Source organism: Cognataquiflexum rubidum (assembly GCF_022538115.1).
GTDB lineage: Bacteria > Bacteroidota > Bacteroidia > Cytophagales > Cyclobacteriaceae > Cognataquiflexum > Cognataquiflexum rubidum.
The window spans coordinates 141,134-157,110 of record NZ_JAKZAL010000008.1 but is presented as its reverse complement, the minus strand read 5'-3'; the positions used below and the strand labels follow the sequence as shown (position 1 = coordinate 157,110).

The 15,977-nt window shown below is 43.4% G+C and carries 7 protein-coding genes; 3 read left to right on the top strand and 4 right to left on the bottom strand.

The annotated features are described in order from the left end of the window. Nucleotides 1–368: 368 nt before the first annotated feature. From MMU05_RS10850 to MMU05_RS10840, 3 genes are all read left to right on the top strand, one after another. On the top strand, nucleotides 369–10,052 hold the full coding sequence (locus MMU05_RS10850; RefSeq protein WP_241141702.1) for a T9SS type B sorting domain-containing protein: 9,684 nt from the start codon (nucleotides 369–371) through the stop codon (nucleotides 10,050–10,052). Between the two features lie 489 nt (nucleotides 10,053–10,541). Next, nucleotides 10,542–10,745, top strand: a complete 204-nt coding sequence (locus MMU05_RS10845; RefSeq protein WP_241141701.1) for a hypothetical protein — start codon at nucleotides 10,542–10,544, stop codon at nucleotides 10,743–10,745. 13 nt (nucleotides 10,746–10,758) lie between these two features. Beyond that, complete coding sequence (locus tag MMU05_RS10840) at nucleotides 10,759–11,784, top strand: PorP/SprF family type IX secretion system membrane protein (RefSeq protein ID WP_241141700.1); 1,026 nt, start codon at nucleotides 10,759–10,761, stop codon at nucleotides 11,782–11,784. A gap of 3 nt (nucleotides 11,785–11,787) precedes the next feature. Here the strand turns inward: MMU05_RS10840 and MMU05_RS10835 are convergent, their stop codons facing one another. The 4 genes from MMU05_RS10835 to MMU05_RS10820 all read right to left on the bottom strand — a co-directional run bounded on the left by MMU05_RS10835 (nucleotide 11,788) and on the right by MMU05_RS10820 (nucleotide 15,736). Further along, nucleotides 11,788–12,558, bottom strand: coding sequence for a DUF2490 domain-containing protein (locus MMU05_RS10835; protein WP_241141699.1), 771 nt, complete (start codon nucleotides 12,556–12,558; stop codon nucleotides 11,788–11,790). 67 nt (nucleotides 12,559–12,625) lie between these two features. Next, nucleotides 12,626–13,249 carry a bifunctional nicotinamidase/pyrazinamidase gene (gene pncA, locus MMU05_RS10830; RefSeq protein ID WP_241141698.1) on the bottom strand — a complete coding sequence of 208 codons (624 nt, stop codon included), beginning with the start codon at nucleotides 13,247–13,249 and terminating at the stop codon, nucleotides 12,626–12,628. Nucleotides 13,250–13,353: 104 nt separating this feature from the next. After that, nucleotides 13,354–14,268: a ribose-phosphate diphosphokinase gene (locus MMU05_RS10825; RefSeq protein WP_241141697.1), complete on the bottom strand. Its 915-nt coding sequence runs from the start codon at nucleotides 14,266–14,268 to the stop codon at nucleotides 13,354–13,356. Next, entirely contained in the window at nucleotides 14,243–15,736 is a 1,494-nt protein-coding gene (locus MMU05_RS10820) for a nicotinate phosphoribosyltransferase (RefSeq protein WP_241141696.1), read from the bottom strand. The genes MMU05_RS10825 and MMU05_RS10820 overlap by 26 nt, the downstream gene beginning before the upstream one ends. Between the last annotated feature and the right edge of the window lie 241 nt (nucleotides 15,737–15,977).

Below are 15,977 nucleotides of genomic sequence, written 5' to 3'. Positions count from 1 at the left end.
TCTAAGTTTTGTTTTTTTACTTGAAATTGGTCAAAAAAATCGATTTCGGAACCCAAACGTCGATTCTATTTTTTATTGCCATTTCTTTGTTTTTATTATAATATTCTATTTATTACTCTGAATCACCCGATTTAAAGTATTTCTTTTATGTATATATAAAATACATAGAATTTTATATCAAAAAATGAAATACGTTTTCTAAGAGTCATTCTCCAAAAACCAGTGAGCCAAATTCACTGGTTTCATGGGCGAATGGTAAAAAAGTACTCATTTGAGACGCTTTGAATTCCAAAATTGGGACAGATTGATTGAAAAATTAAACAAATGCCCTAGTTCTCAATGGAAGATCATTTTAAAGTTGAACGCATATGAGAAAACTTTACTCGATATCATTTTTGTGGTTAGTGTTTTTTCTGTCAGTAATCTTTCAGATCAGCGAAAGTGTCGCAGCACCGATCATCAAGGACGTCTTTGTATTTTCAGAATGTGAGAAGAAAGCAGAAATCCGTGTCCGAAACGGAGTGGCGCCCTATACATATGTTTGGAGTTTTGGTGGCGACGTCATCCAAACAGATGCAGGGCTCAGCGAAAGCCAATTCAGCACCATCACTCAGGCAAAGGCCGGGGATTATACCCTGTTTGTCACAGACAATGCCGGCAACACCTATACTGAGGTAATTAACTTTAAAGGAAGCACGAATTTTATACTCAATATATTATATGAGGAAAACCAGGCCTGCCAAGGTGAAAGCTTCGGTAGAGTTTATGGTACGATCCAAAATGGTATCCCTCCTTTTACCATTAACTTTTTTGACGAATCCAATACATTAGTAAGGACCAATGTCATCAGTGGTAGAGATTTGGACCTGAGCGGCGTTCCGGCAGGCAAATATTTGGTGGAGGTCATCGATGCCACAGGTTGTAAGGAATTGACCGAAATCGAAATTGAAGAAATTGATCCACTTGTATTGACACCCGGTGCCGGGGTGGGAACTTTTCCGGAGACCTGCGTGGACAATGGAGGAATCACTTTTGATGCTTCGGGATTTGTAGGGACAGTTCAGTTCAGAATCAGAAGATCAAACGGCACTTACGTCACAGGTTGGCTTCCTGCCCCAGCTGGACAGATCAGGTATGACCAATTGCCCGAAGGAGACTATGTATTGGAAATCATCGACCAATATAGGTTGGCAAGTTGTCCTGAAGAGTTGGTATTCAATATTGGAAATGAAACACTTTTGGAAGCCATTCCTTCGGCTGAGGGAGTTACTTGTTTTGGTGGGACGGACGGAACCATCAAAATAGACGTCAACCGACTTTTTATGGGATTCGCATTTCCACCTGCCAATGTGGTTGTTGAAATCAGAAGACCAAATGGAACAGTAGCGGTCACCGGTCAAAATATCGCAATAGGCGCAACATCGGGGACAAGGACGTTCACCGGTTTTGGTTCCGGTGTTCATACCATTACCATAAAACATGGAGGCGTCAATTACCCTGAATGTACCCTAGATTACACTGTTAATGTACCTGCCCCGCCAAGTGCTTTGACTGCCTCGATCTCCTCGACGACATTGACCTGCTTTGGACAAAACAACGGTACTGCTACTGTCAACAGATCCGGGGGATGGGGAAGTTATAAATATTTGTGGAGTGGCGGACAAACCACCAGAACAGTTACCGGCCTTGCTCCGGGAACATATACAGTTCGGGTTTCGGACAAAGAAGGGTGTTTTGTCGATCTTAGTGTAACCATCACCGGTCCACCTGCACCTGTAACAGGCCAGATTGAACTGTTAAACGGACTGGCATGCGCAGGCGCCAACAATGGTTCTGCCAGGGTTTATAATATGGCAGGCGGCTGGGGAGGCTTCACTTATCTGTGGAGCAACGGCGAAACTACTGCTACGGCTTTTAATCTTCCTGCAGGTTCAAATACTGTAAGAGTAAGGGATTCCAAAGGTTGTGAAGTAGTATATAGTATCGTGGTTCCGGTACCGGCGGCCCCTGTAGTGACCTATACCCCTGTCAATCCAATTTGTTTTGGAGGAAATGACGGGAGTATCCGAGTTCAGATTGCAGATACCGTGACTCCCTTTACAGTTACGGCTAATGGAGAAACCAAAAGCGGCAATGATGTAACTTTCAATAATCTTCCTGCAGGGCAATATGAAGTAGTCGTTTCTTATGGTCTTAATTGCAAAATCACAGAATTTGTTGATGTAGTCAATCCTCCCGGAATCACCATCAACGAAAATAATCTGGTGATCAAACATTTACTATGTGCCGGAGATGGCAACGGATCCATTACCGGCCTGACCACAAGCGGTGGGACAGGCACTTTGACTTATCAATGGCAAAAGGCAGTGTTGGGAACATTTGTTGACATTCCAGGTCAGACATCCCTTAACCTGATCAACCTCACCGGTGGTATCTACAAGTTAATTGTAACTGACCAAAATGGTTGTATTGTTTCTAAAGAATACACCGTGAATGAACCGCTTCCTCTTCAGGTAAGTCCTCCGGTAGTGGTGGATGTGGCTTGTTTTGGGGAGTTGTCCGGAACGGTAAGCTTTACGATTTCAGGCGGTACGGCACCTTATTCTTATTCACTCAATGGCGGGGCCTTTGCTACCACGTCGGTTGGGGCTGCGACCATCGGAGGATTAGGAGCATCAACCAATAATTTTGTGGCTATCAGAGATGCCAATGGCTGTGTGGTTCCAAACCTCAATTTCGATGTTACCTCTCTTCCTCAAATCACCATCAGCAATGTGGTCATTACTCCTGAAGTCTGTTTTGGTCAAAATAACGGAAGCATTTCCATTGACATAGCCGGTGGCACAGGAAATCTTGGTGTGAACTGGTTTGTGGCAGGCAATTTTTCTACCATCATCTCAACTTCCCAAAACCTCACCAACGTCGCTCCCGGACAATATACTGTCAAGGTATTCGACCTAGGCAACAATGCTTGTTTTGTACAACAAACTTTCACCATCCCTCCTACCCCTGAATTGGAACTTAACTTGGATGGGGTTTTGAACATTTTGTGTTTCGGTGAAAGTACCGGCGGAATAAATATCACAGCCACAGGTGGAACGGGAGCATATACTTATGCCTGGACCGGTCCATCGGGATATACCGCAACCACTCAGGACATCAGTTCCATCCCGGCAGGCCTTTATAATGTGACTGTCACTGATGCCAACGGCTGTTTCAAAGAATTGAAGGATATCTTGGTCAATCAGCCTCCGAGTGGTATTGTCATCAACCTGCTCAATGTGGTAGAACCAAAATGTCATGATTCCACTGACGGAAGAATTGAAATCCAGATTGGGGGCGGCAATCCTGCTTATACGATTGTTTGGCAAAAAGAAACTTCTCCGGGATTATTCACCCCTATTGCAGGCACTTCCCAGACATTGGCCAATATCGGTGAAGGTACTTACAAAGTCATTGTCACAGATGCCAATTCCTGCTCAAGAGAATTGGAAGTGGATGTCAATGCTCCGAATCCATTGATGGTTTCTCTGGTGAGCAAAGATGAAGTTTCTTGTTTTGGAAGAAATGACGGCAGGATTACCATCAATGTAACCGGCGGCACGGGGGTTTATTTCTTTGCTTGGGACCATGGATTTATCAACCAAAATCCAAATAACCTTTCAGCAGGATTTTATTCAGTAACTGTCCGTGATGCAAATGGCTGTGAGGCTAGACTTGAAAATATTGAAATCACCCAACCGGCTCCTTTGGAGATCAACCTTGTCAATTTGAGTGCCCCATCCTGTGCATATAATGACGCTTCGATTGAGGTGGCTTTTGTAGGTTGGATTCCAGGATTGAGCTACAGCAGGTGGATTGAATTGAATACCAATACACAAATTGCTGAAAACACTACCACGGTTTCCGGTTTAACTCCGGGTTTCTACAGGGTTGAATATAGCTTGGGAGGTGCTTGTATGGTTTCTCAAACTTACAGTGTCCCTGGTCCAAAAAATCCGCTTCAGCTCTTTACCAATCCACAGGACGCTAGCTGTCCTGGAGAATCCGGTATTCTTTTCCTTTCGGCTTTTGGTGGTGTGCCATCTTATACGTACTCGATTTTCTATTCAGGAACTTGGCAAGTCATCACCAATGCCATTTTATCCGGTCTTCCTATTGGCACCTACGATGTCAAAGTTACAGATGCGGCAGGTTGTGAAGTAACCTCAACCATCACCATCGATGAACCAAATCCGCCTGTATTTGATGCAGAAGTTGAAAAAAATGTGAGCTGTTATGGTGGAAATGATGGTGTCATCAGATTTGCAGTATCCGGAAATACGACAGGTATCACTGTTCAGTGGTATAGAAGAAACCTGATCGGGGGAAAAATCCCGATTACAGAGGCGAGCTTGGGATCTTTGATTGAAGGTACCTACTTCATGGAAATCACTTATGCAGGTGGTTGTATGATTGAGTCTCCTGATTATGTCATTACCCAACCTGATGAAATCTTAATCTCTGAAACGATAGTCCAACCTGTATGTAATGGTGAATTCGGTTCCTTCAGTATCACCTTTACAGGCGGTTCTCCAGGAAAGAACCTGACTCTTACCTCGCTCAACGGCTATTCAAGAACATTTAGCAATGAGGATGAAGGCACCTTTGATTTTGAAAACCTACCTGCCGGTGATTACACTTGGACCATTGATGATTCAGGCTGTCCAGACAATGTGGGTACATTTACCATTATTGCTCCTGTAAAACCTGATTTTACCATCAATTCCCAAGATGTTTCCTGCTTTGGAAGCAATGACGGAATCATAGAATTACTCAGTCCGATAGTCCAAAGTGGAAGAACATTTACAGTCTTTATCAATGGTGTCAGTCAGGGAGTTCAGACTTCATTCTTTGGACTTGCGCCAGGAAATTATCTGATCAAAATTGTCGATAACCTTGGTTGTGAATCTGATCCCGAGTTGGTAGTCATCACGCAGCCGGCAAGACCATTGGAAATCATCAATTTGGTAAAAACAGATGCCAACTGTTTTGGATCATCTACAGGGATTGTTTCTTTTGAAATCACCGGTGGTCGCCCTCTTTATACCGCTACTCTTACCCCTGTGGCAGGACCTGTTCTCACGCTGAACACCCTTTCTGAAAACACTGTTTACTCATTCCCTGGCCTTGCCGCAGGAAACTACACCCTTGAGGTTTTGGACAACAACAATGTCTGTCAGGTAAGCACTTTGGTGACCATTTCCCAGCCAGGAACATTTACGGTCAGCTCAACTTCAGGAACTATTCTTTGTCAAGGAGGCACCACCTTTATTGAATTGACACCGGTGGGAGGCCTTGAACCATACACCTATGTATGGGAAAAATTCAATACAGGGACTAGCATATGGGAAACATTGCCTGCTACAACCAAAAGACTCAGCAATGCGACAGCCGGCCAATACAGGTACTCTGTACAGGAAGCAAATGGTTGTGCAGTGGTTTCAAACACAGTGATCATTGCTGATGGAAGTGCGGTAACTTTGACTTATGTCGCAGCTGATATATTGTGTTATGGACAATCCGCCTTGGTCACTCTTCAGGCTGCCTCCGGAGCATCTACCAACTTCACCTATTTCGTCAATGGAAGCCAGATTTTTGGAAATACTTTCATGGCCCAAGCAGGCAATTACCTTGTATATGCTGTAGACAATGTTAAAGGCTGTATTTCTGCTGATGTCAATATCAGCATGGCCGAGCCTGCCGCTCCCCTAAGTATCTTGGATTACACTTCGACCAACTTGAGCTGCTTTGAATCTGGTGATGGAAGCATTTCGCTCTCCCTGACCGGAGGAACTGCCCCTTACACTATTACATTCCAAGGAGTAGATTATCTGGCTAATGAAAACCAGGTTGTCGTATTCAATAATTTGGACGCTTTGGTGGCATACACCTTTACTGCTGTGGATGCCAACGGTTGTACTGTAACGATTCCACCTAGAACACTTACCCAACCGCTTTCTTTGCAGGCAGCAGCCACCTATGCAGATATTCTTTGCTTTGGTGGAACTTCTGAAATCAGTCTTCAGATTACAGGTGGCACCAAACCATACGCTATATCCTGGACTTACTCTGTTGACAATACCACTTTCGCACCGATTCCGGGTTCAAATAACCTGACTACCCTTACAGGTTTGGTTGCAGGGTATTATACCTATACTGTGTCGGATGGTGGTTGTGCTGATGTTGTTGAAACCGTTCAGATCCGCGAACCATCCAAAGTCGTCCTCGATGCGGTAACTACAGATGTTTCCTGCTTTGGAGGTAATGATGGCACGGTCGTTTTCACCCCAACAGGAGGTGCATTTTCTACCTACAGGATTTTCTTCAACGGATTGGAAATATCCGGAAATACGGTCACCGGCTTAACGGCAGGAACTTACAACGCCTTCACATTGAATGGCACCTGTAAGTCAGACGTCATTCAGGTAGTCATTGGCCAACCTGCACAGCCACTATCAGTGACAGTGGATTATCAAGAGGAAGTACTTTGCTTCGGGGATCTTTCCGACATCAACCTTACCATAGCCGGTGGAAACGGCAGCTACCTTGCCTATTTGAACGGTATCGAATATACCGTCGATCCAAGTGGTACTATTGGTTTTACGGATTTGGCGCCCGGTACTTACAATCTCCGAGTAGTTGATATCAAAGGTTGCGAGTGGATAAGGACCGTAACTATCCTTGATACTACTCCTATTGAAATTATCCAAGATGAAATTATAGATGTTAGCTGCTTTGGCTCTTCAGATGGGGAAATCAAAGTTTCCATAACAGGAGGAACAGGAAGCTATACCTACAGGTGGTTGAATTCCTCCAATCTGGTCGTAGGCACTAACCAAGACCTTTCCGGTGTGCCTGCAGGGGTTTATACTTTGGAGGTTTTGGACGAAAACAGTTGTGTGGCCACCAGGGATTTTGTAATTGCAGATACCACTCCGGTTGATTTCACTTCTACATCAACCAATATCACTTGTTTTGGATCACAAAACGGTTCTATTACTGTGGTAGGTTCAGGTGGAAAACCAGGTTATACCTTGGTCATGAACGGCATCCAATATCCGGGACTGACAGCAAACGGTTTAAGGCCGGGAGTCTACAACGTCTCCGTCATGGATGCGAATGGTTGTGTATCCCCTGTGAAGCAAATCACCATCACCGAACCAACACCTATTGCCCTAACTGTCAATAAAGCCAATGTCACCTGTTTCAACCAAAACAACGGGACTGCAACGGCGATATTTTCAGGAGGCACCGCCCCATACACCATCAGGTGGTCAGATGGGAATACACAAGCAAACAGGACTGGATTGGCTCCGGGCAACTATGAAGTGGTAATCACCGATGCCAATGGTTGTATTGCCCGAAGCAATGTGGTCATTACACAGCCATCTCCCATATTGGCAATAGAAACCATCAATCCTGTAAGCTGTTTTGGCGGCAGTGACGGCAGCATTTCTCTGGCAATCACCGGAGGAAACGGCGGTTTCACTGTCAATTGGAGAAACAAAGTGACAGGAGCTACTGTGGGAACAGGAAACGTGGTCAATAACCTACCGATCGGCGTTTATGTGGCTACTATCCTTGATCCTTTGAACTGTGTCATCACCAGAGAATATACAATCACACAACCTGCAGAGCCATTGGCTGTATCCCCTATCCTATCCAACGTAAGATGTGCAGGGGAAAACAATGGCAGCATTGATCTGATTGTTAACGGTGGAACCGCACCATACACCTTCAGTTGGTCCTCAGGCGAAACAACCCGGGCAATCAATGGCAAATCAGGAGGATCATATACTGTCAATGTCCGAGACAGCAAAGGATGTATAGTCAGTCAAACCTTTGACATATTGGAACCACTTCCGATAGCTGTTTCCCTAGACTCCAAGCAGGATGTATCCTGTAAGTTTGGAAACGACGGAAGGATCAAGATCAATATTTCAGGGGGAACAGGCGCCTACAACATCCAATGGAGCAATGGCATGACCGGATCTGACCTCACCGGATTGCGTGCCGGAATTTACACAGTCTTTATCATTGATGGCAATGCCTGTTTGGTAAGTGCTACTTATACCCTCACTGAGCCTGTGGCTGAATTGGCCCTCTCGGCAACAAGTTCTACAGAACTCTGCAAATTTGACCAGCTCATCGAATTGAACCTGACCGTCACGGGAGGAACAGCACCATATACCTTTGCTTGGTCAAACGGGGCAAAAACCCAAAATCTGATTGGTATTACACCTGGAAATTATTCTGTGGTGGTAACAGATGCTAAGGGATGTGTTGTCACAGATGATTTCAGGGTACCTCCTCCTTCCCTACCTATGGACCTCCAACTCGATGGAAAATTTGCAGTGTGTACCAGTGGGGAAAGAGGGGAAATTGTATCCACTGTGACAGGAGGACAAGCACCTTACAGTTATCTGTGGTCAAATGGAGCAACTTCTTCGACCATCACTGATTTGCTTCCGGGATCTTACACTTTGATCGTTACGGATGCCAAAGGTTGTTCAGTTTCCCAAACTACAGAAATCGCCAGACCATTGAACCTCAGGATCAGTCTCCTGAAAATTAAAGCTGTTTCATGTTTCAGCGGCCTGGATGGACTTATTGAAATAGGGATTACAGGAGGTAAAGCACCTTACAAAATCACCTGGAGCAATGGCCTCCAAGGACAATTGGCAGCAACCAATCTAGCTGCCGGTACTTACAATGTGACAGTGGAAGATTCCCTTGGTTGTATCGTAACCGGTACATACAATATCCGTGAACCTGAATTACTTTTCTTCAGAGAAACTGTTGAGGATAGCAAATGCGCCGGAAGTAACAATGGTTCTATTACACTCAATGTCATCGGTGGAGCTGCTCCTTATACCTATAAGTGGTCCCATGGTGCCAACAGTAGAATAGTAAGAAATCTTGCTCCCAATACCTATGACGTCCTGATTACTGATAGAAACGGATGTACGACAGGAGGAACATTTGTGGTATCTGAACCCGATCCTATCATCATCGAGAGCACTTATTCTGAAATGCTTGATTGCTATGGCGATGAAAATGGCTTTATAGACTTGGAAATCACCGGAGGTATTCAACCATACAGGATCCAATGGACCGATTCCCCGGTCCAAACCCTAAACAGAAAAGACCTTCCCGCCGGGAATTATACCGTAAGTGTAACAGACGACAACGGTTGTATAACCACCAAAACTTTTGCAATCAAACAACCTGATCCACTTGAGGTAAGACTCTTCACCAGGTTTGATGTCAATTGCGAGACAAGGGAATTGACCGGAGTGGCTTGGGTGGTTATCAAAGGCGGTACTCCTGATTACCGAATCGAATGGAACACAGGTTCTGCAAATGTGGAAGAAACCAACTTCTATGAAGATGGTGAAATCACCGCGATCGTCACCGACAGAAATGGCTGTTTGGTTGAAGTTTCCAAAGAAGTGACCATGCCAATCGCCTTCACGGATGCGGCATTCACTTACACGGTGATTTCCATCGGCACACAAGGGGAAATATTGGTCAACGAACCTGTCCAATTCAATGATGCTACTCTCGGGCAGGTAATCGCCTGGGAATGGGATTTTGGAGATGGAACCAAGAGCAATGAACAAAACCCGCTCCATACCTTCACCAAAACAGGTAAGTATACCATTTCACTGAAAACGTTCGACGAATTGGGCTGCGTGTCCGATACCAAGATGGAAATTGAAGTGTTTGGTTCCTACAGGATTTTGGTTCCTAATGCCTTCACCCCTAACGGTGATGGACTCAATGATACTTTTATCCCGAAAATGAGAGGAATAGAAGATTTTGAATTCCACATCTTCAACAAGTGGGGAGAGTTGGTTTACTCTGCTTTCAGCAAAGAAGATGCAGGATGGGACGGCACCCTCAACGGCACGATGAGCCCTAATGGCAATTATGTCTATAAGATCATCTTCAAGGCTGTCGATGGGGAAAAAGGCAGTCAAACAGGAGTATTTACCCTAGTTCTATAATAGGGATATTAAACCACTATTTATACCGCCGTCCGGCTTTTGGGACGGCGGTTTTGTTTCCATTGAAAACCTGTTTTTAACAAACAAATTGATCTATTTTTTGGCTTCCAAATTTGAGTATTGCAAGGTTGGATTTCAACTTTGATTTGGACAAAATAATCATTTTTCATTCCCAAAAATCGATTTTTATTTTTATTGTCTTTTCTTGGATTTTCTTATATTATTCTGTTTATTACTGTAAATCACCCGATTTAAAGTATTTCCTTTATGTATATATAAAATACATAGAATTTTATATCAAAAAACGAAATACCTTTTTTATGACTTATTCTGCAAAAACCAGCGATTAAAATCCGCAGGTCTATTGACAATTAAGTCAAAAAAGTACTCCTATGAGTCACTTTGAAAAAACCAAATTGGGTGGGATTGAAAAAAATTAATTGAAACGCTCAATTCCCAAAATGGAGATGAATTCAAAGTAGGTCTTATATGGTAAATCTTGACTCTGTTACATTTTCATGGATTGTGTTTTTTCTGACCGCTTTGGTTCAGATCTACGGAAGGCTACCTGCCCAATCATCAGGGATGTCAAGGTTTTTTCTGAATGCTAAAAAAATCAATCAGACAGATGATTTCACCCCTGCCTGTTGTAAAGAATTTAACCCAAAAGAAACACCGGAATTTCTAAAATGAGGTACTGAACAAGATGAAAAAGATATTTTACATAATCATGATCCTTTTCCTGACTTTTGAAGCCAGTGCTCAAGATGTGCAGTTTTCGCAGTTTTATGCGGCACCCCTATTCTTAAATCCTGCGTTTACAGGGGCTTCGGAACTGACGCGTGTAGGTGCCAATTACAGGAATCAATGGCCCGGACTCGACCATTCCTTCAACTCCTATTCCGCCTATATCGACCATTACATGTTTGATATCAACAGTGGAATTGGATTGATTTTCAATGGAAACAGAGAAAGTATGGCCAAGTTGAGCACCAATGAAATAGGCCTGACATATTCCTACCGATTGCAATTGGGTTATGAATCGTTCTTGAGATTTGGCGGTCAGGCGAGTTATATTTCCAGGGATGCCTATTTTGGAGATTTGGTTTTTGGTTCACAATTGAACATCGATAAAGGAATCGTGGATGATTTCAGTGGCGAGCTTTTTTCTGACGACTACAGGCATCAGTTTATGGATTTCAACTTTGGGATGCTTTTCCATACCGAAACCCTTTGGCTAGGTATCTCAGGACATCATTTGACCCAACCTAATACCTCGTTTTTGGATGGAAACGTCAGCAAACTTCCCATGAAACTGTCCGCACATGGTGGATTGAAATTAGATTTGGGAGAGGGATTCATTAATAATTATTTCAGCAATTCCCGTCAGGAAAGATCAGCCTTCATAGCTTTCAATTACAAGCATCAGGATCCATTCAACCAATTGGATGTCGGTGCCCAATTCTTCATACAGCCATTGGTGGTTGGGGTTTGGTATCGGGGATTTCCTGTCAAATACTCCCTGCCAAACAATGAAGCTTTTATAGGATTGATTGGTCTGACTTTGGAAAGTGGACTCGATATCGGCTACAGTTTTGATTTTACCACTTCCAAACTTGCCCTAAGCAGCTCAGGGGGTGCCCATGAGATTTCCATCAGATATTCTTTTCTCTACGGCGATCCCAATCAGCGAAACAGAAGAAGTACCATCATCCCTTGCTTTAGGTTCTAAGAATCAAAAATTGAAAAATGAATTTATGATAAGCCCTTGATTATTTTGAAAGTAATTTTTCCCGTTGACCAGCCTTCCAAACTGTAGAATCTGATTGAAATAGCCACCTTCAATTTTTACAGATCCTGAAAACCGGTATCCGGCTAGGATTCCTAACCGGTTTTGATCAAAAATATTTTGGTTAACATTTCCTCCAAAGCCAATTATTATTTCATCATAAACAGCCAAATAGGGTTCCTTGTCCTCCAAGGTCGGTCCATCCAAAGGCAGGTCGGCCCGAAGCATATAGCGGACCCTATTTAGAAAAACAGACTCATCAGCCTTGGTAGCATTGGGATCGAGGCTTCTTCCTACCCACCTCTGTTCGAGCATAAACCGATGCGAAAGGAGCACCTTTCCTATTGGATTGCTGATCAATGCCATTTGATAAATCCGGTGCTCGGGAAATCTGATCCCATTTCTTGCGATGGGCTGTTCCCCATAGTTAAAAGTATCAGCAAAGGCATACCCTAACCTGAATGTCACCTGAGGGTGGATTTTATAATTCACTCCGACACGATACAGGTTCTGTTGTGGATTAGAAATCCAATCCACTCTCCGCCATTGGAATTCTCCATGAAGGCTCCATTTATCATCTATTTTATAATTACCGAAAAAGGCATACCAACCGATGCTTTTATATTCTGTTTCCCTGTTATTTTGACTGAAAACATTACCCAAAACCAAGAAAAAAGACAAAAAGGTAAGGGAAAGCAATTTTATACTCTGTGTCATGATTGAATTTTTGTTTTCAGTAAAATGCAAAATTAAATTTGACTAGACCGAGCCAATGTACCTTTGGTCACGAGAAATAAAGAATCTCATCTGCGTAAACAACTTTTGCACCCGAGGCTGACATCTCCTTGATTGCCTTGAGGTCATCATTTTCTTGGATGTTTACTGCGCGGGTTGCATCAGCTATTAGGGTTGTTTTAAACCCTTCCGAAATCGCATCCAAAACCGTGAACTTCACACAATAGTCCGTTGCCAAACCACAGACAAAAACTTCTTCTATCCCATTTTCTTTCAAAAAAGCACTCAGTCCGGTGTCACCCATTCTGTTGTTGTCAAAAAATCCACTATAAGAGTCAACTTTTGGATTTGACCCTTTTTTGAAAACAGCCTTCCACTTTTCTGTCTTAAGATCGGGATGGAATTCTGCACCTTTTGTACCCTGCACACAATGGACCGGCCATAAAATCTGGGAGACACCGTTCAATTCAATGAACTCCCCTACGCTTTTTTGGGCATGGTTGGCGGCAAAGCTGCCATGGTCTGCGGGGTGCCAATCTTGCGTAGCGACGATAAAATCAAACTTTTGCTGAAGTTCGTTGATAATCGGTACGACTTCATCACCTTCCTTTACTGCCAAAGCTCCTCCGGGAATAAAATCATTTTGGACGTCTACGATGATAAGTGCTTTCATTTGATTGTGGTTTTTGGTGGATTGGTTATTGGGTTAATGGTTATTAGTTATTTGGCTAATAGTTAGGGAGTGGAAAGAGTGCAAGACCAATAGGATATTGAGTATTAAATCAATTGCTCAAGAATCAAAGGTGCAATGGATTTAATTTGTAAAAAGTCAGATTGGTTTGCGAAACTGTTCGGATGGGAATTGGTGGAAACGACTTTTTCTATCACCCCAGATTCCTGGATTTTTTTCAAAGCATCATTGGAAAATAATCCATGGGTAGTAATGGTAAATATCTTCTTTGCGCCCGCTGACTTATATGCTTTGGCAGCATTGATAAGGGAACCGCCGGTCCTGACCATGTCATCATAGATCACCACATCTCTGCCTTCCACATCTGCTGAGATACTTGTCACTTCGGTTTTATCGCCGGAAATCCTTCTTTTGAAAACAAAAGCAGCATTGACACCCATTTCATTGGCCAAAGATTCCACCCATTTTGCCCTGCCCGCATCGGTGCAGGCCATCACAAATCCATCTTCGGCCAATTCCAAAGCTGCCTTGATGATGATGGGTTTACAATAGACATGGTTGATCAATGCCTGCCCTTCAAAATAATGCGGAATCCCTTCAGAGTGTAGGTCAAAGAACACGAAATGATTTCCAAGACTTGTCCTCGGCAAAGAAGAAAACATCACCGCCCGGGATTTGGCGGTCACTACCTCCCCTATTTTTACAGCCCTTTCCATGGTACTGTATCCAAAATACGGGAAAAACAACTGGATAGACCTTGCTCCGTATTTGATCAAGGCATAGGCCAAATCGTAAATTTCAAGTGTATCTGAGTCTGAAATCGTTCCCCCTATCAGGACCACATCCTTGCCATTGACAGGCGTCATGATGCGTTGGTACCGCTCTCCATCAGGGAACAACTTGACTTCGATTATGCCTTTTTCGAAGTCACCAAGTTGCAGTATCTCTTCCTGAAGGTATTTGTAATCCGGTATGCTAAATATTATTTTCTTCTCCATCATAATTTTTCATTTTGAATACCAGGTCGTTTCTAAGCTGGTATAAGCCATCTTCCAATCCGACCGGATAGATATGGGGATTGACCAATCTCTTTAAGGCTTTGTCGAACCGGGCGAGGTTGCGCACTGCCTTTTCCTTGATCTTGTGAATATCAGGCACAGCGTAGACTTTGTTCCCCTTTTCAAATATCGGTTTGAGCAAAACATCCTTGTCCAGTCCTTTTGCTTTGATTTTTTTCCTTTTAGTAGGATCAATGGGATCAATGATGACAAACTCATCTTCTCCCAAATCTTTGGATACCAGATAAATCATATCCGCCACGGCTTTTCCGTTTTTGCTGAATCGCACCACATTATGGTTGCCGGGGATATTGATTTTGATGGATTGTTGGGAAACTTTCACCTTTGGCTCCCAAATCCCCTCCTGGGTTTTGATGGCTGACAATTTATATACTGCCCCAAGTGCAGGCTGGTCAAAGGCAGTTACCAATTTGGTCCCCACGCCCCAAATATCGATGGAGGCTTCCTGTACTTTCAATGAGGTGATGATATGCTCGTCAAGGTCATTTGATGCTACCACCTTTGCATCAGGAAATCCCGCCTCATCCATCATCTCGCGGGCTATATTGCTGTAATAAGCCAAATCACCTGAATCAATCCGGACACCTATCCACTCCTTTCCTTTTTCCTTTAACATTTTACCGACTTCGATTGCATTTCGGATCCCGCTAATGGTATCGTATGTATCGACCAAAAACACACATTTGTCCGGAAAAGCGTCTGCATAAGCTTTAAATGCTTCCAATTCCGAATCAAATGACATGATCCAACTGTGGGCGTGTGTCCCTGAAACAGGGATTCCGAATAACTTACCTGCCAAAACATTGCTGGTCGAAGCACAGCCACCGATATAGGATGCCCTGCTTGCCGCCAATGCGCCGTCAATTCCCTGCGCCCTTCTTAATCCAAACTCCATGACAGGATCACCCTGGGCAGCAAAAGAAATCCTAGCGGCTTTAGTGGCTATCAAGGTTTGAAAATTGATGATGTTCAAAAGCGGTGTTTCCAATAATTGACATTGCAACAAAGGCCCCGTGACCTTGGCCATTGGAATATGCGGAAAAACAACCGTTCCTTCTTCAACTGCCTCAATGCTACATTTGAATTCCATGTGTTGTAGATAGGATAAAAAGGCAGGCTCAAAAGTGGAGGAACCGTCGCTGTTTTTCATCTCGGAAAGAAAAGTCAGGTCTTTCTCATCAAAATGAAAATTGCTGCAAAAGTCTATGACATATTCCAAGCCGGCTGCAAGGGTAAAACCGCTTTGGAAAGGATGCTTTCGGAAGAAAAGATTGAAAACAGCCTCCTGTTCGGCCTTTCCGGATTTCCAATACCCATAAGCCATCGTCAATTGATAAAAATCGGTCAACAGTGCCAATGACCCATGGTATAAATCCTTTGTGATTTTCATGTGAAAAATTTCTTAGATAAAAACTGTTTTCTTTTCTTTCAATTTGCAATATACTGACTTGGCAAAAACAGAAACACAATAAATGAATCCTATTCGGAATTCTTTTTGAAATTGGCGACCAATTCAGGTTACAATTCACAATACAGCTACGACAAACAAGTATAAGGGAATGAAAAAAACCGAGAAATATTCAGACCAAGAATTGATCAGTGCCATCATAAACCGGGAAAATATAAACCAA